Annotated in this window: 18 protein-coding genes and 1 pseudogene; 15 read left to right on the forward strand and 4 right to left on the reverse strand. The window is 69.1% G+C overall.

Annotated elements, in window-relative coordinates:
* Positions 1-81 precede the first annotated feature (81 nt).
* Positions 82-597 (reverse strand): annotated as a pseudogene (locus BLV96_RS50995) (protease pro-enzyme activation domain-containing protein); the annotation flags it as partial.
* A 790-nt stretch (positions 598-1,387) separates the two neighbouring features.
* Here BLV96_RS50995 and BLV96_RS40700 point away from each other — a divergent pair.
* Complete coding sequence (locus tag BLV96_RS40700; RefSeq protein WP_086681552.1) at positions 1,388-3,751, forward strand: ATP-binding protein; 2,364 nt, start codon at positions 1,388-1,390, stop codon at positions 3,749-3,751.
* Here BLV96_RS40700 and BLV96_RS40705 read toward each other — a convergent pair.
* A complete protein-coding gene (locus tag BLV96_RS40705) occupies positions 3,705-4,883 on the reverse strand; it encodes a cytochrome P450 (protein ID WP_244180858.1) in 1,179 nt (392 codons plus the stop codon). The genes BLV96_RS40700 and BLV96_RS40705 overlap by 47 nt on opposite strands.
* A 489-nt stretch (positions 4,884-5,372) precedes the next feature.
* Here BLV96_RS40705 and BLV96_RS40710 point away from each other — a divergent pair, with 489 nt between their 5' ends.
* Both BLV96_RS40710 and BLV96_RS40715 read left to right on the forward strand, forming a co-directional pair.
* Positions 5,373-5,705, forward strand: coding sequence for an ImmA/IrrE family metallo-endopeptidase (locus BLV96_RS40710; RefSeq protein WP_143051094.1), 333 nt, complete (start codon positions 5,373-5,375; stop codon positions 5,703-5,705).
* On the forward strand, positions 5,698-6,897 hold the full coding sequence (locus BLV96_RS40715) for a hypothetical protein (RefSeq protein ID WP_143051095.1): 1,200 nt from the start codon (positions 5,698-5,700) through the stop codon (positions 6,895-6,897). The genes BLV96_RS40710 and BLV96_RS40715 overlap by 8 nt, the downstream gene beginning before the upstream one ends.
* A 30-nt stretch (positions 6,898-6,927) precedes the next feature.
* Here the strand turns inward: BLV96_RS40715 and BLV96_RS40720 are convergent, their stop codons facing one another.
* Positions 6,928-7,638, reverse strand: coding sequence for a hypothetical protein (locus BLV96_RS40720; RefSeq protein WP_143051096.1), 711 nt, complete (start codon positions 7,636-7,638; stop codon positions 6,928-6,930).
* 218 nt (positions 7,639-7,856) lie between these two features.
* Between BLV96_RS40720 and BLV96_RS40725 the strand changes: the two genes are divergently transcribed.
* The 12 genes from BLV96_RS40725 to BLV96_RS40780 all read left to right on the forward strand — a co-directional run bounded on the left by BLV96_RS40725 (position 7,857) and on the right by BLV96_RS40780 (position 19,906).
* On the forward strand, positions 7,857-8,735 hold the full coding sequence (locus BLV96_RS40725; RefSeq protein WP_143051097.1) for a P-loop NTPase family protein: 879 nt from the start codon (positions 7,857-7,859) through the stop codon (positions 8,733-8,735).
* A gap of 89 nt (positions 8,736-8,824) precedes the next feature.
* Positions 8,825-9,115, forward strand: coding sequence for a hypothetical protein (locus BLV96_RS40730; protein WP_143051098.1), 291 nt, complete (start codon positions 8,825-8,827; stop codon positions 9,113-9,115).
* A 3-nt stretch (positions 9,116-9,118) separates the two neighbouring features.
* Entirely contained in the window at positions 9,119-9,934 is an 816-nt protein-coding gene (locus BLV96_RS40735) for a hypothetical protein (RefSeq protein ID WP_244180859.1), read from the forward strand.
* Entirely contained in the window at positions 9,868-11,361 is a 1,494-nt protein-coding gene (locus tag BLV96_RS40740; RefSeq protein ID WP_143051099.1) for a hypothetical protein, read from the forward strand. Before BLV96_RS40735 ends, BLV96_RS40740 begins: the two co-directional genes overlap by 67 nt.
* Positions 11,358-12,866: an SCO6880 family protein gene (locus tag BLV96_RS40745; RefSeq protein ID WP_244180860.1), complete on the forward strand. Its 1,509-nt coding sequence runs from the start codon at positions 11,358-11,360 to the stop codon at positions 12,864-12,866. The genes BLV96_RS40740 and BLV96_RS40745 overlap by 4 nt, the downstream gene beginning before the upstream one ends.
* Positions 12,867-13,132: 266 nt before the next feature.
* The gene (locus tag BLV96_RS40750; protein ID WP_244180861.1) at positions 13,133-14,401 is read left to right on the forward strand and encodes an ATP-binding protein; all 1,269 of its coding nucleotides are present in this window, start codon (positions 13,133-13,135) and stop codon (positions 14,399-14,401) included.
* Positions 14,398-15,519 (forward strand): C40 family peptidase, encoded by a 1,122-nt coding sequence (locus tag BLV96_RS40755; protein ID WP_086681524.1) that lies wholly within the window; start codon positions 14,398-14,400, stop codon positions 15,517-15,519. Before BLV96_RS40750 ends, BLV96_RS40755 begins: the two co-directional genes overlap by 4 nt.
* Positions 15,520-15,561: 42 nt before the next feature.
* The gene (locus tag BLV96_RS40760) at positions 15,562-17,418 is read left to right on the forward strand and encodes a type IV secretory system conjugative DNA transfer family protein (RefSeq protein ID WP_086681521.1); all 1,857 of its coding nucleotides are present in this window, start codon (positions 15,562-15,564) and stop codon (positions 17,416-17,418) included.
* Positions 17,415-18,086, forward strand: coding sequence for a hypothetical protein (locus BLV96_RS40765; protein ID WP_086681518.1), 672 nt, complete (start codon positions 17,415-17,417; stop codon positions 18,084-18,086). The genes BLV96_RS40760 and BLV96_RS40765 overlap by 4 nt, the downstream gene beginning before the upstream one ends.
* Positions 18,083-18,625, forward strand: coding sequence for a VUT family protein (locus BLV96_RS40770; RefSeq protein ID WP_086681515.1), 543 nt, complete (start codon positions 18,083-18,085; stop codon positions 18,623-18,625). Before BLV96_RS40765 ends, BLV96_RS40770 begins: the two co-directional genes overlap by 4 nt.
* Positions 18,622-19,395 (forward strand): deazapurine DNA modification protein DpdA family protein, encoded by a 774-nt coding sequence (locus BLV96_RS40775; RefSeq protein ID WP_086681512.1) that lies wholly within the window; start codon positions 18,622-18,624, stop codon positions 19,393-19,395. Before BLV96_RS40770 ends, BLV96_RS40775 begins: the two co-directional genes overlap by 4 nt.
* A gap of 76 nt (positions 19,396-19,471) precedes the next feature.
* Positions 19,472-19,906, forward strand: coding sequence for a histone-like nucleoid-structuring protein Lsr2 (locus BLV96_RS40780; RefSeq protein WP_086681510.1), 435 nt, complete (start codon positions 19,472-19,474; stop codon positions 19,904-19,906).
* Between the two features lie 124 nt (positions 19,907-20,030).
* On the opposite strand, the gene mobF is transcribed toward BLV96_RS40780, so the two are convergent.
* Positions 20,031-25,145, reverse strand: a complete 5,115-nt coding sequence (mobF, locus tag BLV96_RS40785; RefSeq protein ID WP_143051100.1) for a MobF family relaxase — start codon at positions 25,143-25,145, stop codon at positions 20,031-20,033.
* Between the last annotated feature and the right edge of the window lie 533 nt (positions 25,146-25,678).

A 25,678-nucleotide genomic window follows, 5' to 3' on the forward strand; every position in this document is an offset into this window, starting at 1 on the left:
GGGCTTGAGCAGAGCGGCGCTGTCGTCAAGCCCGAGCACCGCGGTGATCGACGCGCGCAGCGAGGCCGGCACGGTGACCGGCGACGTCGGGGCGGTAAGGGTCCGGGTGGCGCCGTCGATCCGGGTCCGGAATGCGGCGATCCTCGTACCGAACGCCGACTCCAGCGCTGAGGTCGGGGCTTCGGCGTCGACGAAGTGCCGGTTGGCACTGACCCCGGTCACGTGCAAGCCCTGGGTGCCCAGCCACTGCGACATCTGCTCGACGGTGTCCTGAGTCGGGGCGAATCGGTCGAGGAACTCCTGTGAGGACAGGAACTTCCCGTGTCCGGCGGTGCCGGGTGTGGCCAGTTGCGCGGCGAGGTGTTCGGCACCGGGCTGGTCGCGCAACGCGAGGGCGACCTGGATGTGCCGCACGGTGTTTCCGTTGGTGTGGGCGACTTCGGTGTTCGGGGTGGCCCAGGCCGGGGTGCTGCCGGCGATGGGCGCGCGGTCACCGGTGTCGCCGGCGGGGGTGCTGGGTGCCGCGACGGCGGTGGCCGCGGTGGAGGCGAGTAGGGCCGCGGTCGCGGCGAGGGCATGCCAAAGACGGCTGTGCATCGAGGTTTCTCCTTAAAAGAAAGGGAAAAGCCATCCAGCGTGAATGCCCGTCGAGTGATGGACGTGCTGGAGGGTGTGCCTCGTGCCGCAGCCAGCGATACGCGAAGAGGGGCTGAGCGGAGACTTCGGCAGGTGTGGAACTGGCCCACAGAGGACCTGGTCATCGTGGAGGTCGCTGCGCGACCGGTGCGAACGAAGTGCGGAGATGGCCGAAGGCGGGACGCGACAACGGCGGTCCGCGAGCCGTCCCGGCGTATAGTGTTGCCAGTGGTCTGAGCACGAGTAAGTCCCAACGTGGGTAGGCCGACCGCGCATGCACCGCGCCTCCCCCGGCGTGGAACACGATCCGCCTTGCTGAGACGAACAATAGCCCGATCTCGGCAAAAGTCAACGTGTGTGGCCCATTGATAAAGCGTCCTTGAGTGCGCCGAGTAGCTGTTACTCCGCAAGGTTGCGATAGGTATTGCGTTAAGTGCTCTCCGTAAGCCGTATGCAAGGCCATTTTCGGCCGATCGACCGAAAGCCTGTCCGACTACCGAGGGTAGTTGCACTGACGCTACCCGGTTGTTGACGATTAACCCGATCGAGTGTTGCATTGGTTAATGCTTGAGGGCTGCGGTGTTACCCGTGGTACGAAACATGACGCGGAGCGCCGCACACCTCGGGTGACGCGGCGCTTGTCAGTGAGGGGTCGTCGAAGGCATCGATCGATGCCCGCGACGAGCGGGAACGGGGCGAGGAGGGGCAATGCCGGAGTCGCAGGCCACGGCAGGGTGCAACAGCGTCATTGATGGTGCAACGCATCGGCGTCATGGCGCGTAGGCCGCTGCCGAGTGCCGGTATACCGGGTGCGGCCTATTCGACGACACTCATCGGTCAATCACACAAGGTGACTGAGGTCGAGGGCTATATCGACGAAGGCGACCCGGTAGTGGTGGTGACGGGCAGCGGCGGAGTAGGAAAGACTCGACTGGCCGGTGAGGCTTTTGAGCAGCGACGCGACGCCTACGACGCGGCCGCCTTCCTCCGCCTTGAGGAAATAAGCGGTGAAGCCGGCGACGAAGCGACAGTAGAGCGAATCTGCAACTTGCTGCTCGCAGATTTACACGTCGCGAACCACCAGCCCGACGCCCGGCCGCTGGACGTGCTGATCGGTTTCTTGTGCGACCGCAGTGTCTTGCTTGTGCTGGACAACTGCGAACAGCTGCTCAAGCCCGTCCAGGAACTTGTGGACCTGCTGATCAACCGGGCGCCGCACCTGCAGATCATCGTGACCAGCCGCGCCTGGCTGGAGATCCACGGCGCCCGCATCGTGCACCTCAATCCCCTCCGCGTCCCAGAGGAGGACGCCGGCCGCGTCGAGGCCGAAGAGTGCGACGCGGTGAAGCTGCTACAGGACCGCGCTGCGCTCGCCGGATGGCCGCTGACCGCAGACGACGACTGGTCGGTCATCGTCCGCCTGGTCCGCTGGTCCGACGGCATTCCGCTCATCCTGGAACTCGTCGCGGCCCAGCTGAGCACCGGACGATCGCCCCGCGTGGTGTTCGAACGCCTGGAAGGCGGATCGGCCTTGAGATATGCCCCGGGAACCCGTGGAGTCCAAGCTCATCATCTGGCTCTGGACGCGGCGATCGGTGAATCCTGGAAGCTGTGCACCGAGGTGCAGCGGCGGGTGTGGGCGAGGCTGACGGTGTTCACCGGCGGCTTCACCCTCGAGGCGGCCGAGCAGGTCTGCGCGGACGCCGCCGTCGACCGCGCGGTGATCCTGACGACGCTGGACTACCTGGTCCGGCACTCGATCATTGAAGGCGCGTCGGCAGACGGTCGCTACCGTCAGCACAACTACCTGCGCGAGTACGGCCGGCGACGCCTGACACAGTTCGGTGACCAGGACGCGATCGAGGAACGCCTCTGTGCATGGGTCGCGCAGCTGGTGCGCGACGCGGCTGACGGGTGGTTCGGCCGCGATGAGATGTGTTGGCTGACCGGGGTCAACGCCGAGTCCGGCAACATCACCGGGGTGGTGATGTGGTGTGCCGAACGCGGCGAGGTGGAGCGGGGTTTGACGATCATGGTCGACCTGCTGCGTACCCGGGCGCCGTACTTCTTCGCCACCGAGATTCCCGTGTGTCGCCAGGTCGACGACCTTCTGCGGGCCGCCCCCGCGGAGCCGTCGCCGGTGCGGGTCTCGGCGCTGGCGATGGTCGGCTGGATCTGGATCGCGATCGGCGCCCGCGAGCGCGGCAAAGCCCATCGCGACGAATGCCTTGACCTCGCCCGGCGCATCGGCATGGAGAACGCCCCGGCGGTGCTGTTCATCGACGGCACCTATGACGCGCTGGCGATGGGCCTGCGCAGCGGCTACGCGAAGCTGGAGGCGGCCCGGGAGGGTTTCCGCGCGGCCGGCGCAGATGGCTCGGCCTACATGGCGGCGCTCTTCCACGCGTTTACCGCGGGTCTGCACGGCCCCGTCGAGGAGGCCGATCGCATGTCGCAGTGGTGCTTGGACGAGGCCTACGCTCGTGGTGCGGAATGGGCGATCACCTGGGCGGAATGGACCCGCGGCCTGCCCGAAGGGTCACAGCTGCAGGCGAGCGCCCGCAACGCGCTGCGCGCGCAGGTGAAACTCGGCGACCTGTGGGGGCCCGCCTGGGGGGTGGAAGAGGAAGCCCGCAAACGCGTGCTGGCCGGCGATCTTGTCGGCGGTGCCCACCTGTACGGCGGCTCGGACAGCCTCCAGGCCCGCCACGGCGTCCGGTTCAACGGCCTGCCCGGGTTGCGCCATCACCGGGACATCGCGATCGCCGCGATCATCGACGGCATCGGCGAGGAAGCGTTCGAGGCCGCCCGCCTGACCGGGAGCCGATGGCGTGACGAGCAGATCGTGGCGTTCGCTCTGGGCGAGGCAGACCCTGTGTCGCCGCGACTGACTCGGCGCCAGTGGGATATCGCGCGGATGGTCAGCGAGGAGATGTCGAATGTCGAGATCGGCGCTGCCCTGCATGTGTCGGCGCGGACGGTCGAGGGTGAACTGACGAAGATCTACCGGCGCCTGAACCTGTGCGGCCGCACGGAGCTCGCCGAGTGGTATCGGCACACCTCGGCGCTCAGCGACGGCTCCAGCGCACCGGAAGCGCCGCCACCCCGCGGATGATCCCGAACGTGCGCCGCACGGTGGCGTCCGGCTGAAGGCGGAAATCGGGGAGCGCGCGCAGCAGCTCCTCGAGCATGACCCGCAGCTCGACCCGAGCCAGGTGGCGGCCGAGGCAGCGGTGCTCGCCTGCGCCCCACCCCAGGTGCGGTGTCCGGCTGCGCTCGCGGTCGAGGCGGAAGACCTCGCCGTCGTCGAAGCGGCGTTCATCGCGGTTGGCGCTGCCCCACGCCAGCAGCAGCCGGTCCCCGGGGGAGAGCGGCATCCCGCCGAGCTGGGTGTCGACGGTGGCGGTACGGCCGGTGGCCGCAACCGCCGGCTCGTAGCGGACCAGCTCCTCGACGAACGCCTCGACCGGCCCCGCATTACCTGTCACGCGCTCGCGCAGCGCGGGGTCGTCCAGGAGCTGCAGGATCGCGGTGGCGCAGGCGTCGGCGGTGGTCAGATGCCCGGCTGCGACCATCAGCATCGTCATCTTGATCAGCTCGTCCTCGCCGGTGATGCGCCCGTCGACCTCGGCGGTGACCATGCGCGAGAGCAGGTCATCGCCGGGGTAGGCGCGGCGTTCGCGGATCTGTCCGAGCAGGAAATCCGCGTACACCCGTCCGATCTGCTGGGCCTCGCTCACGGTCTCGGCGCCGTAGAGAGCGCGCACGTGCTCCGAGAGCCACGCCCGCTCCAGTTCTGAGAGCCCGAGCACCCGCCCGATCACCAACGGCGGCACCTGCTGGGTGTAGCCACTGACCAGGTCCGCCGCACCGCGGGGGATCAGCTCCTGCAGCGTTTCCCGGCAGATCGCCCGGACGTACTGCTCCTGGGCCGCCGCGGCCGCCGGGGTGAAGAAGTCCATGAGCGCGCGCCGCCACTGGTGATGATGCTCGTCGTCGGTCTCGAACATCGGCGCCACGGCCTCCCGCATCTCGGTGACCACCGCCGCCGCGCCCAGCCCGTCGACGTAGGCACTGAACCGGTCCGGTGCCTGCGCGGCCTCGCGGATCTCGTCGTAGCCGGTCACCAGAACGAACCCATCCAGCTCACCGCTGCGCGCGACCGGACACCCCCGGCGGATCGTCCCCAGCGTCTCGTAGGCCGTTTCGGCGACCGCGGGATCGAGATGGTTGAACCCGCGTGCCATTGTCGCCGGATCACTGTCAGTCTCGCGCGTCGGCGCGTCCCCCGAATTCAGCACCATGACTTCTGACTAGTCGGCCGCAGACCCCGGAATCAACCCTCCACCAGGCAAGAATGCGGCCCGCGCGGGAAATATGCGGGCGCCGCATCCACCCCGCAACGACCGCAAACACCCCCGCAAACGAACACTGCGGGATCCAGCGGGCGTCTCCGGGCGTCTGAGGTGTATCGCGTCCGTCAGTATGGCGGCAACGCTCTGACCTGCTTCGATGAAGGTCATCAGTGCTGAGCGTGACCAAGGGGCCGGTGGGGACCGGCTGGATCCAACCAACATCCAGGGGCGACAGTGGAGACGACAGAATACGAAGATCACGAGTTCATCCGGCACTGCGACAGCATCATCGCCACGCTGCCGATCCGATACCCATTCGATGTGCATGCCTTCATCGACGCCTTCGGAGAACAACGAGGAATAGCCGTCGTTCTAGGCCGAATGCCGACCGGGAGAGGCGGGACCAGCGGGCTACTGGTCCGCGCGCGGACGCAATGCTGGCTCGGGATCGCGGCCGCCGCCGTGCCGGCGCACGTCGCCCACATCACCTACCACGAGGTCGGGCACTTGGTGCTCGGTCACCCCGGCGACTACGTCTGCGGCCGCCGCTCCTGTCCAGACGATCGTTGGGAGATCGAAGCCGAACAATTCGCCTACCGGTTGCGCGCCCACATCCGGGCCGGGATGGCACGCCACCGCGACCGGCTCCCGCCCGGCCGGACGGCGTTGCGGGCGGCGTTCGGATCCCGCCGGCACCTGTGTGCCGATGGCTGACGCGGTCTCGCTCCTGTGGTACGGCGCCGCGGCCGCCGGTGTGACCGAGTCGGCCCGGAAAGCGCTGGTCAACCGCGGGTTCGGCTACACCCTCAGCCGCCACTTCCTGACCGCCGGCATCGCCTGTATGGCCATGTCGCTGGCGGCCGGGGACCCGATGACGCTGGACTGGGCCGATCAGCTGACCGGCCTGCACAACGTGGCGATCGTGGTCCACAACCTGCTGGCCATGCTGGCGATGGTCTTCACCGCCGCGTTCCTGCACACCCTCGGGCAGCTGCGCCTCCCCATGCCCGGCGTCGTCACGATCTTCGTGGCCTGCGCCGCGGCGATGGTCACCCTCTACGTGCTGGCCGGGGCGCACACATCCTTCTTCGGGTCGCCCCAGAACCCCACGTTGCCCTCGCAGCTCTACAGCGCGATCTACCTGACCTACATGGTCGGCTGGCTCGCGGCGCTGCTGCTCGGGTTGACCGTGGTCGCGATGGGTGAGGTAGCCGGGGTCCGCGGCGGAGTCATCCTGGCGCAGCTGGGGGTGGCGGTGTCGCTAGTCGGGCTGTCCTGGCGGCTCGGCGTCGTCCTGCACCTGCTGTTCGACCCGCATCACCCGCCTCGCGGCACCCACTTCGCGGTGTTCACCGACGGCGTCGGGCTGGTGCTGTTCATCGCCGGCTCGGTGTTCGCCGCCGCAACCCGCAGAATATTCGACCGACGCGACCAGCGCCGCACACAACGCCAAGAGGCCGCCATCGAGCGGCTGTGGCGGCGCGTGCGGATTCTGCTCGTCCACCGCCGCCGGCCGCCGTTGACCTCGATCCAGCAGATGGTCGAGATCGAGGACGCGCTGCTCATCGTGGATCAGCTGATCGATTCCTCGACGCGGTCCGCGATACGCAACGACCTGTGGGACCTCGTACTGCTCTACGAGATGGATATCGAACCGATGGCGACCGCCGTCGAGATCGAGATCGCCATTGCCGTCATCGTCGCGCGGCTATCGCGGCCGACGGCGGTGCACGCCGAGGGCAACACCGACGACGCCGACACCGAGGCGTGGTGGCCCGAAACCGAGCGGCTGCCCGTCGACGACGACCAGCGAGCCAGGTGGCTGGCAGCTACCGGAACAGCGCTGAGCGATCGTCGAGTACGGCGCTTGGCGAAGAAACTGGGACCGAAGCCGCCCCGCCGGTAGCAGAGCGTGACAACAAGTCGCCGGAACCCGTCAGCTGGGCCGCCCGTGGCCGGTGCCGCGGGCGGTCCGGGCGATCCGTTCCAGCACTTTCAGCAGCTGCTGCTTGTCGGCTTCGTGGGCACCGTCGAGGTAGCTGGCGATTCTCCGGGCGTTGACGTCGAGGCCGCCGAATTCGGTCATCAGCTCGTGGGCTCTGCGGTCGGTCTCGTCATGCGGCAGCTCGAAGGCCGCCGCCGGAACATTGGGGTAGAGCAACTTGTGATGGATTCGCCAGAACTCGGCTAAGGCATCGTTGATCTGCGGGCGCGTGTTCGCCCGGACCCCGCCCTTGAAGTTGTGGAGGGCCTGTTTGGTCAAGGTCTCCCCGCTACGGGCCTGAACCCACCGTGCCACCAGCGTCGCCGGGGCGACGAAACTCCGGAACCCGGGGGCCTCGTCGGCGGCCAAGCGGGCGATCTCGTCGGGATCGGTCACGGGTTCGCCGTCGAGCACGTAGTAGGTCGACTCGTGATCGAACAGGTACGTCAGCCGCTCGGCGAAGGTGTCCAGGTTGAGCAGTTCAAGGGTCAACTGCTGCTGCGCGGCGTAGGAGCGGCGCGGTATCGGCGAGTCCAGGTACTCGGGCGCAGTTTTTTCCCAGCCATCGAATACTGGTTCATCTTCGTATCGTCGTCCCACATCGCCCCCACCATTGCCGTCATCACCTGGCGTTTGCTTCGCGGTAATGCCGGCATTTGACACCTAGCGAGTTGCGTCTACCATCGAAGCAAAGAGCCACACTCGTTGCCAGTGTCTTCGGTTTGCCGAGAGAAAGCAACCTACGCCACCCCGTCCAGGGGGTTGGAGCACGGTCCCGCTGTGACCGCCGCACCCTTCACCGGCGCACCACCACCGCTGAGGGGAGGCCCGTCATGGTCACATCGGAGAACCTACCTGCGGACGTTCGCTCCCGTGTGGACGTGCCGGCGACCGAGCGGCAGCAGGCCACACCCGCAGAGGAGACGGCCGAGCTGGTCGACTGGTCGCCGTTCGGCCGGGTCGTACCGATTCTGGCGGCTTCACCCGGGGCCGGCGCTACGAGTACCGCCGTCGCGATCGCCGATGCGCTCCAGCTGGCGGGCCGCTCGGTCCTGCTCGTCGATGCCGGCGATCCGGTCCGATCCGGACTGGGACGTGCTGCGCGGGCCGATGGACCGCGACGGGACGGCCCCGGCCCCGCAGCAGGTATCCGGTTCTCCCGGCGGGCCCGCGCAGTCCTGGCGCGCTTGGACGTGGCCGATCTCGCCGCTGAGGCGGTGCTGTTCCCGCCACCGCCGTACTGGCACCCCGGTGGCGGCCGGGGTGTGGACGTGACTGTGGTCGACATCGGTCACGACCCGTGGCGGCTGGCGTCCGATCCCGCGCTCGGGCCGGGGCAGTGGCTGCGGGTCGGCAGCCCGTCACCGATTCCGGCGCTGGTGGTGCGGCCCACCGTGCCCGCACTCGCCCACGCCGAACAAGTCCTGGCCCGCTTGGCGCCGTGGGTGCGCGCGGGCACAGTGACCCCACCCACGCAGCTGCTCGTCGTCGGAGCTCGTCAGTGGCCGAAGGGCGTCGCGGGCACTGCGGGGCGCCGCACCAGCGTTCTGCTACCCGAAGCGGTGTTCTTTCCCCACAATCATGAGGTCGCCGCGCACGGCATCACCGCCGACGTGACACCGTCGTCACTGCGGACACCGGCCGACCAACTCCTGCGCTCCTGGCGCGTGCTGCCGCAGCGGACACGCCGCCGACGCGCTCGATGGCCACGTCACGCTCGCGACAGCAACGGCCGCGTCGCCGACCACGACACCGGCTGAGACCAGCCGGCCACTCAATCAAAGAACTTCAACGCCCTCCCACTTGACCCGCCTGACGTGACGTCGGGCGGAGCGATGTGGAGGGCGCGATGTCCGCGCACAGTGTCATCGACTGGCTCGTCCAGATCCCGAACCCGACACCGGTGCCGCCCCCGGTCGGCGGCGACAAGATCCTGGGGCTGCTCAACAACGTCAAGTGGGGCGCGGGCGTCGCGCTCATCGCCGGCTTCTTCATCGGGCTGATCGTCTGGGCCGGTGGTCGCTGGGTCGATCACCACAGGGCCGGGAAAGTCGGCGTCGTCATGATGCTCTGCGCCGTCGCCGGCGCGATCCTCTACGGCATCGGCTGGTCGCTGATCAACAGTTTCGCGGGCGGCTGAGCCATGTTCACCTCTACGGAATCGCCGCGCGCCCGCACGCGAACGCGCCGCCTGATCATCGTCGTCGTCCTGCTCGTTGTCGCGGTCGCCGTGGTGCTGGTTGCCCGGCAAGAAACAGCACCACCGTCGTCGCCGCCGACAGCGACTCCGCCGGGCGCTGCGCCCTCGCCGGCACCCACGGCGCCGGTCGACGAGGCGACCGCGCTGGCCATCCGTCCCATGCTGACCCTGCCGCCCGAGGCAGCCCTGCCACATGAACTCACCACCGCCACGGCCGGACCGCCGATCACCGTCCCGCGACCGGCCCCGATCGCGAACCGGGTGATCTCCGACGGCTTCCCCGCCACCGCCGAAGGGGCATTGGGCTGGCTGACCGACTTCAACGAGACGGCGCTGCGCGGCGGTGACCCGGCCACCTATCTGCGGGCATACGGCGAAGCCGCGCTCCCGCACGCCCCATCGCCGCAAGGCAACGGCCTGCTCGCGCTGCTCACGGCCTTCCGTGACGAAGCCGGCATCCGCGCTGGTGAACTCAAGCCCGGCCTGACGGTGACCTACGAGGTCACCCAAGGCCTGATCAAGGGCACCGTCGACGACGGCCGGTTCGTGGTGGTGTGCACGCTCGGGCAGCTGAGCTTCGACTACCAGGGCGAGGCCACGCGCATGGGCATCGGTGACTGCCAGGCCCTGCGCTGGACCGGCACCGCCTGGCGGATCGCCCCTGGCGCCCGCGCGGCCTACGCGGCGTCGGCGTGGCCGGGCAGCGCCGAATCGGTCGCGGCCGGCTACCGGCCCCTGAACAAGGGCGGCGTTCGATGACGCCCGCGGAGCTGGAGTTACTGAAGGCGCTGGGCAGGCTGGCCGGCGCGGGGGTCAAAGCGACCGCGGCCGGGGTCCTCGAGCCGCTCATGGCGGCGACCTGGGCGGCAGCCTTGTTCATCCTGCGTACCGCGTTCGAGCTGGTCGACCAGTTCTCTCTCTTCACCGTGTCCACTACGGACGGGCCGGTGTCGATCCTGTGGCCGATGACGCTGTGGATCTCCGGGGCCATCGCGCTGGGCATGTTCTTCTGGCAGATCATCACCACGGTTCTGCACGGTGGGCGGGGCTTCGTCCGCCTGATCACCGGCCCGATCCAGTACGGGATCGCCCTCGCGGTCACCGTGAGCGTGCTCGCGGCGTTCCTCGCCGCCGCCGACGGGCTGACCGAAGCGATCCTGTCCACGGGTCTGCGCGTGGACAACTTCCGCGACGCGTTGAACATGACCGGCTTCACCGACGCACTCTCCGACGAGGTCAAGAACGTCGTGCTCGGTCTCGCCGGTGTTTTCGGCGTGATCCCCGCCGGGTTGGGCTTCGCCTTCGAGGCGGTGTTCCGCGAAGCCGCGATCTACGTCCTGGTCGCCACCGTGCCCATCGCCGCGGCCGGGCTCATGGCGGACGCGACCGCGCGGTGGTACTGGACGGTTTTCCGCTGGGGCCTGGTCGCCATCGGGATGAAACCGGCCCTGGCGTACGTGCTGACGCTGGGCGTCGCGATCCTCGGCGGCGCGCAGGGCCTGTCCGGGCTCCTGGCCGGCATCGGCGTGCTGCTCATCGCGTTGTGCGTGCCAATGGTGCTGTTCAAGCTCTTCGCCTTCGTCGACCCCAACTCCGACCCGCAGGGCGTGTTCCGGGACAAGCTCTCCGACGCCGGGCTGGACTCCTACGGCGCCGACAGCATCACCGGGCGCATAGCCGGTGCGTTCCGGAACAAAGTCGGCACAGAGTTCGGGGACAACGAAAACAGCGGCGACGGGGAAAACAGCGGCGACGGCCAGGAGCAGGCCAACGTCGACCGATTCGACCAGGCCGCCGCCGACGATGACTCGACCACCAGGCCGGCCGAGGACGAGCACGGCACCCGCGGGCCAGACGACGCTGGCTCATCCGGCGGCGATGCGCTTAACGGTGGTACCTCCAAATCCGGGGCAGAAGAATCGGGAACCGGCTCGGTGACCGAGGCAGCGGATTCGGCTGCTGACGGGGCCGACGATGCCGAGGACGCGGAAGGTGTCGGCGGCGCGAGCGTGGCCGGGCCTGTTGACGACGGTGATGACGAGGGACAGCCGCCACCCGCTGATCCACCCGGCGACACCGGTCCGCCGACCCCGCCGGCGCCGAAGCCCGGGAGCGGTCCGCCGCCGGATGACGGCGGCGGCGGCGCGGCTGCCGGTGAGGCCGAGGAAGCCGCGGTGCTGCTGTGAGCATTTCGACTCGGATCTACAAAGGACTGTCCCGTAAGGAGCGCGCGGGCTGGGTCATCGGCCTCACTCCGGTCCAGGCGCTCGTGTGCGTGGGACTGGCCGTGCCGGTGATCTTCGCGCTCGCGTCCGGGCACTTCGGCCAGGCCCTGATACTGGCCGCGTCCTGCGCCACAGCGGCAACGCTGGCCGTGGTGCCGGTCCGCGGACGTCCGGCGCTGCGGTGGCTCGGGCACCTGCTGCTCTACCGCGCCGGCATTGCACTGGGCTGGTCACGGTGGCAGTCGCGCGCCGTCGCCGGGCAGGCTGAGGATCTCGACGAGCCGGATCTGCCCGGTGTGCTGGCCCGATTGCGGTTTCCCGACGGTCCACCGCTGCGGGACCTCGGTCGCGTGTGCCTAATCCACGACACCGGCGATGGGCGGTGGGGCGCCACCGCCCGCCTCACCCACGCCGGCGTCGGGATGCTCTCGGACGCCCAGTGTGGGCGGCTGGCCAACCGGCTGGGCAATTTGCTGCTGTCGATCGGGCACCGCGAGGTCATCGACCGGATGACCCTGCTGGTGCGCACCGTCCCCGACGACGGTGCCGACTACCACGCCTGGCGCGCCGAACACGAGGTCCCGCATGCGCCGGCGCTCGCGCGGCAGGCGTCCGAGGAGCTGGATCGGCTGGTCGGGGCGGTGTCGGTCCGGCACGAAGTCTTCGTCACCCTCTCCGGGGCCGAAGACGCTCTGCGGCGTCCGGCTGCCGCGGCTGGTGGCGGGGTCGCCGGCCGTGCCGCGGTGCTCTACCGGGTGCTGGACGGGCTTGAGGACAAGCTCAAGTCGCTCGGCGCCACCGGCGTCAGATGGCTGTCGGGTCCCGAGTTAGCGGTGACGATCCGCACCGGGTTCAACCCGGCCACCACGGCGAGTCTCGCCGCTCGCCGACACCAGGCCGACGGCGACGCCGGCGTGCGCTGGGCGACGGCGGGCCCGGTACATGCCCCAGCGCCCTCGGCCCGGGCGTACTACCACGATGGCTTCGCGACGGTGTCCTACTCGGTGCTGATGCCCGAAGCCGGGACGGTGTTCGGGTCACTGGGTGGGCTGCTGGCGGTCAAGACCGCCGGCGAGCGCCGCAGCCTGGCCATCCACTACGAGACCCTGTCCCAGCACCGGTCTCGCAAGGCCGTGCGTCGGCTGCGGTTCCGCACGGGGGTGGTGCGGGACTGGAAGTCCTCGAAGGGCTTCAATTCCGGCGCCGCCGAAGCCCGTGAGGCGGGCGGGGCGCGGGCGCAGGAGCACGCGGTCGCAGCTGGGCACGGGATCGTCCGCTTCGCCGTCGCCGCGGCGGTCACGATCCCGGACACGTGGAACGTTGAGGACCACGCGGCGAAGCTGGAGAACGACATCGCCGGCCGCTTCCAGCTCCTGCGGATGGAATTGGCCCAGGACGCCGGGTTCGTTGCCGCCGTCCTGCCCGTCGGTGTCGGGCTGCCGCGGCTGCGGGGCGGGTCATCGTGAGCCGCCGCATCGACGAGCGGACCGCGGCGGAACTGCTCGCCACCTTCGGACCCGCGCTCGGTACGCGACCGACGGAACGTCGACGTCCAGACGGCCGCAACGCCCGCCTGAACCAGCGGGCCGCGCCGCGGCGCGGGTTCGCCCGCCCTGGGCACGGCTGGTCGCCGGTCGCAGCGCCGCTGCAGGTCTATCAGGCCGGCACGCACGAAATCGGCGGGTTGTTCCCGCTACTGGCGGCGAGCCCGCTGCCGGCGGTCGGAGCGCGGATGGGCTACGACGTCCACTCCGGCGGCGCGTTCTACCTGCACCCGGTCGAGTTCGTCCTGCGTGCGATCTGCACCAACCCCAACATGATCCTGTTCGGCGAACCTGGCCGCGGCAAGTCCTCCACCGTGGTGGCGTTCCTGCTGCGGATGATGCTCACCGGCGTCCGCACCCTCATCTCCGGCGACGTCAAAGGCGAATACACCCCGCTGCTGCACGCCCTGGGCGTCACGCCGATCATGCTCGGCCGCGGAAGCACCGCCCGCCTCAACGCCCTCGACCTCGGCCCCCTGGCCGCACGCTGGGACACCTGGTCTACCGAGCGGCAACGCGACGAGCTCGACGGGGTGCTGGGCCGGTGGGTGCAGCTGCTGGTCGCGCTGGCCGAAGCCCAGGGCTACCGGCCCACCGTCACCGACGAAGCCGCCGTCTCCGCCGTCTTGCGGCAGCTGCTCGGCGTCCACGACGGCTACACCAACCTCAAGCCCATCACCATCCCCGACGTCCACAAGGCACTGGCCGACCCGGACGAGCAACTGTGGCAGGAACTGCGGTTCGCCGGCCGCCGCCAATTCCTGGACCACCTCCGCTCGATCACCGACGCGCTGGCCAACCTGATCTCGGGACCGTTGGCCGGCTTGTTCGACGCAGCCACGAACTTCACCGTCGACTGGGACGCCCCGATCCAGAGCCTGGACCTCTCGCGGCTACGCACCCGCGGCGACCAAGCTATCGCCGTCGCGCTGACCTGCCTCGGGTCGTGGTCGTCGCTGGCGACGGATCTGCAGGAGGACGGGGAACTGCGGATCGTCGTCCGCGACGAGATCTGGCGACAGCTCCGGCTCGGGCTTCGCGCCGTTCAAGCGGTGGACAGTGAACTACGGCTGTCTCGAGCCGAGCGGAAGATCCAGGTGCTGGTCAGTCACAAGCCCGGCGACTTTCTCTCTGTCGGCGCTACCGGCTCTCAGGAAGTCGCCATCGCCCGCGACCTGCTCGCGCTGTGCTCGATTCGTGTCCTTCTTGGACAGTCGACGCGCGTGGCAAGCGAGCTGGCTGATGTCCTTGCGCTGTCGGAGAAAGAGCACGAGGCAACGACCGGGTGGGCGAACGATCGGCAGGGCCGGGCGCTGTGGAAGATCGAAAACCGGACCGGGCTGAAAGTGCAGACGGTGCTCAGCCGGATCGAGCGGCAGATCTTCGATACCAACTCTCAGCTTGTGTCGAAGCCGAACCCGCTCCCCGCTGACGCCGTATCGGCGACGTCGTCATGAAGCCCCGCGGGATGCTCGCGGGTGTCGCCGGCGCTCTGGGCGGATTGGTGTTCCTGCCGATCCTCGTGCTGGCGCTGATGATCGGGCCTGCGGCGACCGCGACGATCGTGCAGCTGAGCGGCTGCGATCAGGGCGGCCCGGGCGGCGGCTCCATCGTGGTCGACCGCCAGCAGCTGGGCGCCGACGAGATGGATATCGCCCGCACCGTCGTCGACGTCGTCCAGCAACGTCGACTGCCGCGGCGGGCCGCGGTCCTCGCGATCGCCACCGGGATGGTCGAGTCCGGGCTGCGCAACCTCGACTACGGCGACCGCGACTCACTAGGAGTCTTTCAGCAACGCCCCAGCCAAGGGTGGGGGACCCGCGAGCAGATCCTCAACCCGGTCTACGCCACCGGCAAGTTCCTCGACGCCCTCATCGCGCTGCCCGGCTGGGACACCATGGCACCAGGACACGCGGAGCAAGCGGTCCAGCACAGCGGTTTCCCGGACCGCTACGCCCCACGCGAACCTGCTGCCGCCGCGATCGTGGATCAGTTCTGGACCGGACCGGACAACCCGACCCCGCCAGCTGGCGGCGGTACCAAAGCCGTCCAAGTGAAGACGCTGTGCCCGGACCAGGGCGGGTCCGACGTGCCCCGCGACCCGAGCCAGGTGGACCCAACGAAGCTGCCACCGGGGTTCACGCTACCCACCGACGTGCGCCAGCGGGCCGCGGTCGGCTTCGCTCTGGGCCAGCTCGGCAAGCCTTATGTGTGGGGCGCGAAAGGCCCGGACGCCTACGACTGCTCCGGGTTGATGCTCGCCGCCTGGGCCGCCGCCGGAATCGGGATCCCCGCCGGCACGATCAGCCAGGCCCACGCGGGCCACGCCGTCTCGTCGCTGGAGCAGGTGCAGCCCGGGGATCTGCTGTTCATTCCCGGCTCGCGGGGGACTGCGCAGGTGCCGCGGCACGTCGGGATGTACGCCGGACACGGCCTGATCGTCGACGCCTACGACACCGACACCGGCGTCATCCTTGAACCCCTCTCGGCCTGGACCTCGAAGATCGTCGCGATCCGCCGGATTGCCGACCCAGGTTTGCCCTCCCCACCACCGGGAGGGAGCCCACTCCGATGAATAACGTGGTGCCGCTCTCCCGCTGTCCGGGAGGAGCGGCCGATGCCGCGCACACGCACCGACACCCTCAACCTCGACCGCGACGCCGCCCTGATGGGCCTGGCGATCGCCGCCCTGGCGATCCTCTGCGCCCTCGGCGCGATCGCCGTCAGCGCCGCCGTCCTGGTCACTGGCTTCCATACCGGTAGCTGGACGTGGCCCCCGATCACCACGTGGGCGGGCTTCGCGCTCACGGTCGCCTTCCACGCCGCCGACCCAGGACCACGCCTGCCGGTCCCGTGGTCGGGCGCGGTCAGCGAGCACCAGCTGGCTTTCTACGTCTGGTTCACCACCATCACCATGCTCACCGCCGGGCTCAGTGTGGGCGCCGCGATCCCGGTCTGGAGACGCGTCGCGCCGACCGATTCAGGCCACGCCACCCGCCGCGAGATGGCCAAGACTCTGTCGGTCACAGCCGCACGCAAGACCGCAAGGTGGACCCGCGGTGACCTCACCGACGAACAACGCCGCACCGCGCCCGTCGAGCAGATTGCGGTCCCGCTGCACCAAGGGCCCCGCCGCCAGCAGCTGGTCACCTCGCTGGAGACCCCGACCGGGACGATCGCGCCGACCCGGTCGGGCAAGAGCCGCACCGACCTGGTGCACAAGGTCCTCGCCGCACCGGGTGCCCTGGTGGCGTCGACGACGAAGAACGACCTCGCCGAGTGGTGCCTGCTGGCCCGCACCCGCCGCCCGGGCGCCGGGCCGGTGCTGGTGATCGATGCCACCGGCACGCTGTCGTGGCCAGCGCACGCCCGCTGGTCCCCAGTCACCGGCTGCGCCGACCCCGCGGTCGCGCTGCGGCGGGCGGAGACGCTGATCGAAGCGTCCTCGCTCGGGCTCGAGAACGTCGGCGGCAACGACGCGGTGTTTCGGGGCAGGGCCACGATCGTCATGCAGGCCTACCTGCTCGCCGCCGCCACCCATCACCGCACCGTCGACCACCTTGTGCGGTGGTCGATCGCCAAACCCGCCGATCGGGAACCCGTCGAGCTGCTGGAGCGGCAGTATCCGCAGCTGGCGCAGAACCTGGAGTCGGAGATCGGGATGGTCGCAGAGACCTCCGACGCGGTCTGGATGAGCGTGCGGCGCGCGATCGAACCGTTCATGAACCCGGCGATCCGCTACTTCGCCACCCCGAGCCCAGCCGAGGAACTGGACATCGACGAGTTCCTGCGCCGCCGCGGCAGCCTGTTCATCATCGCCGGGGAACACCAGGCCCCGCAGGCCCGGCCGGTGCTGACCGCGCTGGTTGAGCAGATCCTCACCACCGCCCAGGACACCGCACTGCGCCGCAAACGTCGCCGGCTGGAACCGCCGACGACCGCGATCCTGGATGAGCTGTTCGCGGGGACGCCGGTGCCGCGGTTGCCGGCGATCATCGCCGACTCCGCCGGCCGCGGCGTGCTGATCCACTGGTCCGCGCAGTCCCGCTCCCAGCTGGATGAGCTCTACGGCGAGCCGGGCCGGTTGCAGCTGATCGACAATACCCTCACCCTGACCGCGTTCCCGGGGTTGAAGGACGACGAGACGCTGGAGTGGCTGTCGACGTTGTCCGGGCACCACCGCCGCCGCACCCATCAGCACCACAGCGACGGGCTGTTCAGCGTCGGGCGCGGCGCCAGCGGGGAGGAGACCGTCCCGACGCTGCGCGCAGGGGACATCCGCACCCTCGATCGCGGCCGGGTGCTGATCCTGCACGGCAACCTCCGCCCGATCCTCGGCCGCACCGTCGACGTCGAACAACGCCCGGACTGGCCTCAACTGCAGGTCGACGTCGCCGCGATTCGCTCCGGGCGGGCCGCGATCACCCCCGACGGCTACCCGCTGCTGCTGCCCGACGGCGGTGATCTGCGATGAACGACGACGACATCGCCGCACGCCCGGACGACGTCGGCGACGACGAGCGGCGAACAGACGGTGAAGAGGAACTCGAGCCGCGGTCGCTGGACGAGCTCAACGAGGTGGTCGCCGGGCTGGAGACCGTGGCCGAGGTCCTGGGCCGGCAGATCGAGCAGGTGTCGAAGAAGCTCGCAGAGCTGACCGAGGAGCCGGAGAGCGATCCGCGGCTGGCGCGGTGGCTGATGTTCCTGCCGCCGGACGCGGCCGAAGACACGGAGCACCGCGGGGAAACTTCGCTGTTCACGGTCGCGCACTTTGTGCAGTACTACAACGAGACTTACGTCGGCAACCCCGGGACTCGCGCGGTCGCCATCCCCGACTGCTGGCTGGAGCATCCCGGACTGGTCGCCGAACTGGCCACCCTCACCTACACCTGGCGCGAAGCCCACCTGGGCAAGCAGGCCACCGCGCGTGATGCGCAGTACTGGCATGACCATTGGCGGCCCGGCTTCGCCGAGCGGATGGCCACCGAGTGGGTTCATCAACGCTGCCGATCCGACGGCCACAAGACCGCCGGCGCACCGGCTCGCCCCGACCGGTTCACCCTGGAACACCGACAACGGCAAGCACGGGCAGCGGACGCGGCCGGCGTCGACGACCGGCAAACCACGCCCAGCGGGCCATGACCGCCGGTTCGCGTCGCCGGTCGGGCAGGCGCGAAACGGGCACCGGATTCGTGCGTGTTTCGGTAGTCGCGCTCTATGTTGGGTGCGTCGTCGGCGCGAACTGGCTGGCCGAGCACGTCGGCGCCGTTGGCGTCGGGTTCGGCTTGCACGCTGCGGCCGCGGTGTACGTGGCGGGTCCGGTGCTCGTGGTCCGGGACTGGGTGCAACGCCTCGCCGGGCTGCGGATCTCACTAGTGGCTATTGCTGTCGGCACGGCGCTGTCCTATGTGGTTGCCGGACCGGCCGTCGCGACGGCGTCGGCAGTGTCCTTCGCAGTCAGCGAAGTACTCGACGCGGCCGTGTACTCCGCCGCCGTCCGGCGGCGGGGCGTTGTCGTTGCCGTGCTTTGCAGCGGGATCGTGGGTGTCGCCGTCGACTCGCTGCTGTTCCCGGCGATCGCCTTCACCTCCCTTGCACTGACACCAGGTCACCTGCTGGGCAAGACGTACGGCGTCGTCGCCGGAACGATTGTCACCGCCCTTGTCCGTCGCCGACCATGAGGTTTCTGCTAGGGACGCATCGGCCGCACTGGCTGGGGCTGCTCGATGTGCCGTTGTTCGTGTCCGACCGCACGCTGCGCCGGTACAAGACGTTGCCGGTCGCGTCGTGCGACTGGGCGTGCGACTCCGGCGGGTTCAGCCAGCTTTCGCGGTGTGGAACGTGGGCGTGCGGTCCCAGTCCGCGAGAGTACGCGGCCCGGATTCGCCGCTACCGCGACGAGATCGGTCGCCTGCTCTGGGCCGCCCCACAAGACCACATGTGCGAAGACACGATCCTCGCGCGCACAGGACTCGATGTCGCACAGCACCAGGAACTCACCATCAACAACTACCTGCAGCTGCGATCCCTCGACTCCGAACTGCCGTTCATCCCAGTCTTGCAAGGTCAGACCATCGAGGACTATCACCGCTGCGCAGACCGCTACGAGCAACGCGGTGTCGATCTCGCCGTGGCGCCCGTGGTGGGAGTCGGGAGTATTTGCCGGCGCCAGCACACCGCAGAAGTCGAGGGTGTCGTGCGTTCGCTCGCCCAGCGAGGCTATCGATTGCACGCCTTCGGAGCGAAGACCTTGGGTCTTGCCCGGTACGCCGACAACATCGTCAGTAGCGACTCGCTAGCCTGGTCCTTCGCCGCGCGGTGGGAGCCGCCGTTAGCGGAATGCCGCGGCCACCGTCGATGCAACAACTGCGTGAAGTTCGCCCTCCGCTGGCGACAGAAGATCCTCCGGACCATCGGAACATCCGGAAACGATATGACAACCGCGGCGTAGTCCGACGGTGGTGAGTTATAGTGACACCGTCCGGCACTTCTCATTGGCAGCCGGAGTAACTGGAGGTTTTGCCGTTATGGCACAGAAAGTTCTCGTGGAGATGGTCGACGACATCGACGGTGGCGCGGCCAACCAGACGGTCCCGTTCAGCCTGGACGGGGTGAGCTACGAGATCGACCTGTCCGACGACAATGCTGCCGCGCTACGTGATGAACTCGCCCGCTACGTCGCCGCGGGACGCCGGATCGGCGGCCGAAAGGTGCGGCTGGCGGCAGGTGAGTCGACGCAGTCGAAGAAGCCCGGCACCGCAGCCGCGGACCGTGAACGGTCACGCCAGATCCGGGAGTGGGCCAACAACAACGGCTACACCGTGTCCGAGCGTGGCCGTCTTTCCAGCGAGATCATCGAGGCATTCGAGGCGAACGACGGCCAGCCCATCGTCGTCGACGAACCCGCCCCTGTTGCGCGCAAGCGAGCGCCGCGCAAGAAGGTCGTGGCCACGAAGAAGTAAACACGCCCATGTGACGATGCTGACATAGCGCGCCTGGCCACGAAGGCAGGACAACGACGTCCGGCGAAGACGGCCACATGCACGATTCATGGCCGCCTTCGCCGGACGTCGTCTGTCACCGGGTTCAGTAGGTGAGTCCGCGGTGAGAGCTTTCGCCGTAGCCGGCCTCGTGGCCGTCGACGAGCTCTTCTTCCAGTTCGGTGCGCCGTGCGGCCGCGGCAGTGTCCGCCTCGGCTTCTTCTTCCTGTGCCTTTTCGGCGGCGAGGCCGGCGAAGAACCGTGCGGCGTAGTCATCGGCGGCGTCGCGCAGCGACTCCCGGGTCAGCATCACGTCCGATGCGGCGTCTTCGCGGTCAGGTGTGGTCATCAGGTGCCTCCATTGCCGGGTGATGTCCCGCCAGGCGTCGGCGCGAAGGTCGTTGCCGGGCGGTTGGTTGCCGATCGGGGAGGCAGCATCGGTGTTGGCGATGCCATAGGTTTCACGGTACGCCGCAGCGAGCCCGACGAGGTGATCCCACTGCCGCGCGAGTGCAGCGTCGTCGGGGCGGCCTCCGAGGCGTACGAGCCACGGCTGTTGCTCCCGCACAGCTGTTTCCCGCAGCTGGTCGGTGCGCGCGGTGATCTCCGCGTTCATCGTTGCCAGCCGTTCCAGGGAACCGTGATGGTTAGCCGCGTGCACGAGATCCGGCTGGGCCTGCCATGGTAGGGCGGAGTGGTGGCCGGCGCCGGCGTCGTGCTGGCGCACGAGCGCGCTGACGAGGGCCACGCCGGTCTTGCGGGGATCTGCGTGGTCGGCGCCGCTCGTGGTCCCGGCGACCTGGCGGGCGGCGTCAGCGAGCGCGCAGTCGGGGTCGAGCCCGCGGGTGGCGCCGCCGGCGGCGTGGCGCCACACGATGCCCCATTTTTCCTCGGTTACCGTGGCGTTGGGCAGGTGCGCGGCGACGATCTGCTGCCAGCGGGCGATCTGCTCGTCGGTGGCGGGGGCGATTCGGGCGGGCGCATCGTGGGTCCGGACGTGGTCGTTGACCCGTTTGGCGAGGACTGCGGCCGGGTCCTGGGCCCAGCTGAACCCGCGGTCGTCGACGAGGTCGCGGACGATGCGTTCGGCCTGCCACCCGCGGTCCTGGGCGCGAGCGAGCGCCGCCAGCGCGGCCGGTTCGGCGCCGGCGTTGACCGCGTCGGGGACGTAGCGGGCCAGCACATCGAGGTAGCGGTCCTCGTCGCCGTCGCGGGCCAGCAGCTCGTAGCGGCGAATGAGGACGTTCAGAGGCTCGAGGACGACGCGTTCCTCGACGTGATCGAACTCGGCGAACACCTCGTCCAACTCGGTCCGTCGGGCCGCAGGGCGAGGCTGCGCGGGTGTGGCTGAGGCTGGCTCGTGCTGCTGGCCGAAGGACTCCCAGCGCTCGGTGAGGGTGTGCCAGGCGTGTGCCCGCGCCCCGCGGCTGTCAGGCTTGGCGCCCAGCGGCGCCTCGCCGTCGATGCGGAACGTCTCGCGGTAGGCGGCAACCACGCCGACCAGGTCATCCCACTCCTCGGCCGCGATCGGGTTGTCCGGCCGCGGCCCGAGCCCCGACACCCACTTCGGCTGCTCGCGAATCACTGCAGCGCGCAGGTGCTCGACGCGCTCGGCGATCGCGAGGTTCATCTCGTGCAGGTACTGCGCGTGCCCTGGATGGTGGCGGACGTGGGCGAAGTCGGGGCGGGCCAGCCACGGAACAGCCCGCTGATGGGCCTCGCCGCGGTCACGTCGGCGCTCCAGCTCGGCGGCGAGAGCGGCGTCGGCGTACCGGTCATCCGGCATTGGATCCGGCACCGTAGGACGGGCGGTGAGCTGATGGGCGACGACGGTCAGCGCGGCGTCGACGTCGAACCCCAACGCCAGTGCACCAGCTGCGCGGAGCCAGATCTTCTCCCAGTCGGGGTCTTCGACGGCGACGTGCGGGGCGATCGCGTCGACGATGCCCCGCCAGCGGGTGACATCGGCCGGCTGGGGCGGCCCGGTGGCAGAGGGTGGCCGACGCCGCCCGAGGTGGGTGGTGATCCGGGCCTGCAGCGCCGCTCCGGGGTTGTCGGCCTCATCCAGGGACTGGCGCCAGCGCATCACGGCGGCGACGAGGGGATCGGGTTCCCATCCGAGGTCGTGGGCGTTGCGCAGCGTCTGGATCAGCGCCGGCTCGCTGTCCAGGTCCAGCGTGGACGGGGCGTGGCGGGCGAGGATGGCGCGGTAGCGGTCCTCGTCGCGGTAGGTGGCGGTGTAGTTGTAGCGCAGCACCAGCGTGCCCATCGACACCGCCGCGTCCTGGGCCTCCCGCAGCGTCTCGGTCGCCGACACCTCCGCACCCGAGTGGTTCAGCACCCCGGTCAGCACCGACCACGCCGACACTGGTTCGGGGGTTTCGCGATGCTGGTCGATCACATGGTGGTGGGTGACGACGTAGAGGAAGTTGCGCAGCATGGCGCGGGTGATGCCGGGATAGAACTGCTCGCGAGTCATCGTCGGCGGCACCAGCAGGTGGGCGTTGCCGGTGCTGGTCATGCCCTGCACGCGGTTGATGGTGGCGGCGTAGGCGAGTTCGACGTGGGCTTGGACGTACCCGGCCGGCAACGTGATCGTGGCCTTGTGCACCTTGTGTTGCACAGTGATCTTGCCGCTGGCGTGCACGTCGGTGACGGTCCAGACGTCGCCGTTCTTGACGAAGTCGCGCCCGCCGAACAGCGACAGCAGCCGCTGGTTGTGCCGGGTGACGACCCAGTCCCCGACACTCGCGGTGGTCGCGTTGTGCAGCTCCACCTCCCGGCCACGGTCGACCGCACCACGGTTGAGGCGTCGTTCGCGGGCGTCGATGTTCAGCGCGACGGTGTCCTCGTTGGTCGGCACGATCAACAGCGACTGCACGCTGGCGTCGAGGTCGGCCTGCCAGTGTGAGCGCGCGGCGTCGCGCATCGTCTCCAGCGACCCGTCGGAGACCCGGCCGCTGTTGAAGTAGTACTCGAGTCCCTTGGGGTTCCAGGCGCGGATTTGCAGCGACGCCGCAGCCTGCTCCTTGCGGTCGTCGCCGCGGAACCGCACGATCTCCCGGAACCGGACCGCGCCGACATCGTGAGCGAGCAGCCGGATCGCGCCACCGGCCTCGACGGCGGCCAGCTGCGCGTCGTCGCCGATCAGCCGGACGTCGGCGCCGCTCTTGAGCGCGTACTTCACGACCTTGTGCAGGGTGTGGGTGCCGGCCATCGCCGCCTCGTCAACGATCACCAGGTCGCCCGCCTCCATCGGGAACGCCCGGTGGGCGAATCCGAACCGCAGCGCGGTGGTCAGCTGGTGCAGCGTGTGCGGCCTTGCCCCGATCGACGCGCCGAGCTCCTGGGCCGCGCGGGCGGACGGGCCGAAGGCGTAGACGCGGTGACCGGTTCGCCGCCACGCCGTGGCCAGGACCTTCATCGCCGAGGTCTTCCCCGCCCCGGCCGGGGCGAGAGCGAGCTGCAGGCGCCGTCCGGAGCGGGCGAACTGGCGCACCATCTCCGTCTGCCCGGCATTCAGCCCTTGGCCCGCGCGGGCCTTGTCGACGGTGTCGGTGTGCAGGCGGTGCCCGCCGCCGCGGCGGGCCCAGGCGACCAGGTCGCCTTCGGCGGCGAGGGTTGCGGTGGTGGTGTAGCGGGTCGAGCGGTGCTCGACGAACACGGATTCGCCGTCGCGGCGGCGCAACGAGGCCGGCTCGTTGACGGCGGTCGGGCCGACGAGGGCGAGGGTGTCGGGCTGGGTGAGGATGGTGTCGACGACGTCGTCGACGAGCTGTTCGCGTTTGTCGACGGGCACTGTCAGGTGCGCGGTCTGGCGGTGGGCTTCGGCGGCGAGGTTCCACCAGGAGAAGTGGCTGTAGTTGTCCGACACCACATCCCTTGTCGCTTGGGCGAGTTTGGCGATGTCGAAGGCATCGGGTTCGGCGCGTCCGCTGAGGAAGACGCGGTCGGCGAGGGTGTCCAAGACTTTCGCGGGCACGATGCTGAGCGCGTGCTCGCGCCACGCCGTGAGATGTTCCGGAAGCGTCTTCGGTGGCTGTTTGCCGGGGCGGTTGTCGTACTGGGCGGCCCGGTCGATGGCGAAGATGTCCTTCGGCGTTGGCTCCTTCCCGTACTTGGCCGTGAACTCGACGATGCGTTTCGCGCGGGCGGCTTCGAACTGGCGGTGGCGCTGGGAGAACAGCTTCACCAGCTCGACCGAGACGCCCTCCAGCTGCCACACCGGACGCTTCATGTCCACGCCTTCGGCGCCGCGCTGCACCCAGGACGCGCCCTGTTCGCGGAATAGGTCGCGTAGGCGGTTGTCGAAGTACTCCGACGCGGTGACCGTCGCGGCCAGCACGGTGCGGCCGTCGAGGGCGGTCCATTCGCCGTCGTCGCTGCGTTGCACCTTCGAGGAGATCAGCACGTGGAAGTGCAGGTGCGGGTCGGAGGCGCGGGAGTCCCAGTGCTCGAACAATGCGGCGGTGATCCCGTTGACGTCGACCTGGGCCTCGCCCATGTTGCCGCGGCGGGTGTATGCGATGTTGCGTTCCATGTAGGACACGGTGTCCAGCGCGGCTTCGCGGGCCATGCCGACGATGCGCGCTCGTCCGGTGGGTGACGCCATCGCCCAGGCGATGGAGACGGTCTTGTCCGGTGCAAACACGGCCTCGAACCCCGAGACTGCGGACTTGAGGTTGCGTTTCTGTTCCGCGAGCCACTTGTTCAGTTCTGTGTCGCTGACGGGGCTGTTGCTCTTGTGGGCTTTGCGGTAGGCCTGAAGCTGCACGCCGCGCCGAATCTCGGAGCGTGTGGCCGCGGAGATCGGCGCGCCGACCGGGTGCCCGTGCAGGCGGTTGTGGTCCTTATACGCCTGGGATACCTGGGAGCGCAGGTGATCGAGTGCGGAGTACTGGGGGAACCGCCGGCCGAGCCGGGTGGCTTTCAGCGCTTCGGCGGCGGTGGCGCCGTCGGCGATCATCTCGGCTTCGATGGCGTCGGCGTTGGGGTGGCGGCCTTCGCCGAAGAGGGCGTTCATCTGGGCAGGGGTGACTGCGCCGGAGAGTCCTAAGTGCTCTGCTCCGGCGCCGAACCATTGGCCTGCCGGGTAACCACGGGAGAGGTAGTAGTCACTTAACAGCTCGCCGGGTGCGAGCTCACGGCTGCGATCGGCGCACGCCACCGTGTTCGTGAGGTACTCATGACCACCAGGGCTCAGCTTGCGCAAGCCCATCATGTCCACATCAGGCTACGCCGAAAAGGCGGAGCCGCCCACCGGCTACCGGTAACGGTGCGTATTCGAACGGCGCGTATGAAGGATCTGGCTTCTTGCTCAGGCTGTCCAGTTGCTGGGACCTGGCGGAGCAGAGCAATACGATGCTCGCCAGTGCGAGCCTGTAGACGCTGATCAGGCGCCGTATCGTTTACTGCCAGCTGCGCCCTGCGGAGAAGGTTCGCAGTAACCCATTCCTAACGACTGTAACAGGTAGCGACGTCGCACCGACGTAGCGAGGCTGGCCAGGACAGCTCGTCTTCGTTCGATGGTCCGGGCGAATTTAAGATAGGGATGACTTGGTCGTGTCACGCAGTGATCTTCCGGCTGTCATGGAGGCTGGCCGGCGGTTGTGATCGTCGCCGCTGGCCGTTTGGGCACTTTCGGCCTGGGAAAGTCTTCGGTTGTCTGGTGGTGGGGTGTATGTGAGCTGCCCAGTCGCATGATTGGAGGTGAGGAAGCCGCGGGTAGCTGCTGCTGACACAGCTGAGCGTTCG

Origin of the sequence: Amycolatopsis pretoriensis (genome assembly GCF_900107925.1) — a bacterium.
Classification (GTDB): domain Bacteria; phylum Actinomycetota; class Actinomycetes; order Mycobacteriales; family Pseudonocardiaceae; genus Amycolatopsis; species Amycolatopsis pretoriensis.

Excerpts from the sequence above, each read along its gene's own strand:
- BLV96_RS40780 (WP_086681510.1), top strand. The coding sequence starts at position 19,472 with ATGGCACAGAAAGTTCTCGTGGAGATGGTCGACGACATCGACGGTGGC.
- BLV96_RS40700 (WP_086681552.1), top strand. The coding sequence starts at position 1,388 with ATGGTGCAACGCATCGGCGTCATGGCGCGTAGGCCGCTGCCGAGTGCC.
- BLV96_RS40710 (WP_143051094.1), top strand. The coding sequence starts at position 5,373 with ATGCCGACCGGGAGAGGCGGGACCAGCGGGCTACTGGTCCGCGCGCGG.
- BLV96_RS40770 (WP_086681515.1), top strand. The coding sequence starts at position 18,083 with ATGACCGCCGGTTCGCGTCGCCGGTCGGGCAGGCGCGAAACGGGCACC.
- BLV96_RS40715 (WP_143051095.1), top strand. The coding sequence starts at position 5,698 with ATGGCTGACGCGGTCTCGCTCCTGTGGTACGGCGCCGCGGCCGCCGGT.
- BLV96_RS40775 (WP_086681512.1), top strand. The coding sequence starts at position 18,622 with ATGAGGTTTCTGCTAGGGACGCATCGGCCGCACTGGCTGGGGCTGCTC.
- BLV96_RS40755 (WP_086681524.1), top strand. The coding sequence starts at position 14,398 with ATGAAGCCCCGCGGGATGCTCGCGGGTGTCGCCGGCGCTCTGGGCGGA.
- BLV96_RS40750 (WP_244180861.1), top strand. The coding sequence starts at position 13,133 with ATGGGCTACGACGTCCACTCCGGCGGCGCGTTCTACCTGCACCCGGTC.
- BLV96_RS40760 (WP_086681521.1), top strand. The coding sequence starts at position 15,562 with ATGCCGCGCACACGCACCGACACCCTCAACCTCGACCGCGACGCCGCC.
- BLV96_RS40765 (WP_086681518.1), top strand. The coding sequence starts at position 17,415 with ATGAACGACGACGACATCGCCGCACGCCCGGACGACGTCGGCGACGAC.
- mobF (WP_143051100.1), bottom strand. The coding sequence starts at position 25,145 with ATGATGGGCTTGCGCAAGCTGAGCCCTGGTGGTCATGAGTACCTCACG.
- BLV96_RS40730 (WP_143051098.1), top strand. The coding sequence starts at position 8,825 with ATGTCCGCGCACAGTGTCATCGACTGGCTCGTCCAGATCCCGAACCCG.
- BLV96_RS40705 (WP_244180858.1), bottom strand. The coding sequence starts at position 4,883 with ATGGCACGCGGGTTCAACCATCTCGATCCCGCGGTCGCCGAAACGGCC.
- BLV96_RS40735 (WP_244180859.1), top strand. The coding sequence starts at position 9,119 with ATGTTCACCTCTACGGAATCGCCGCGCGCCCGCACGCGAACGCGCCGC.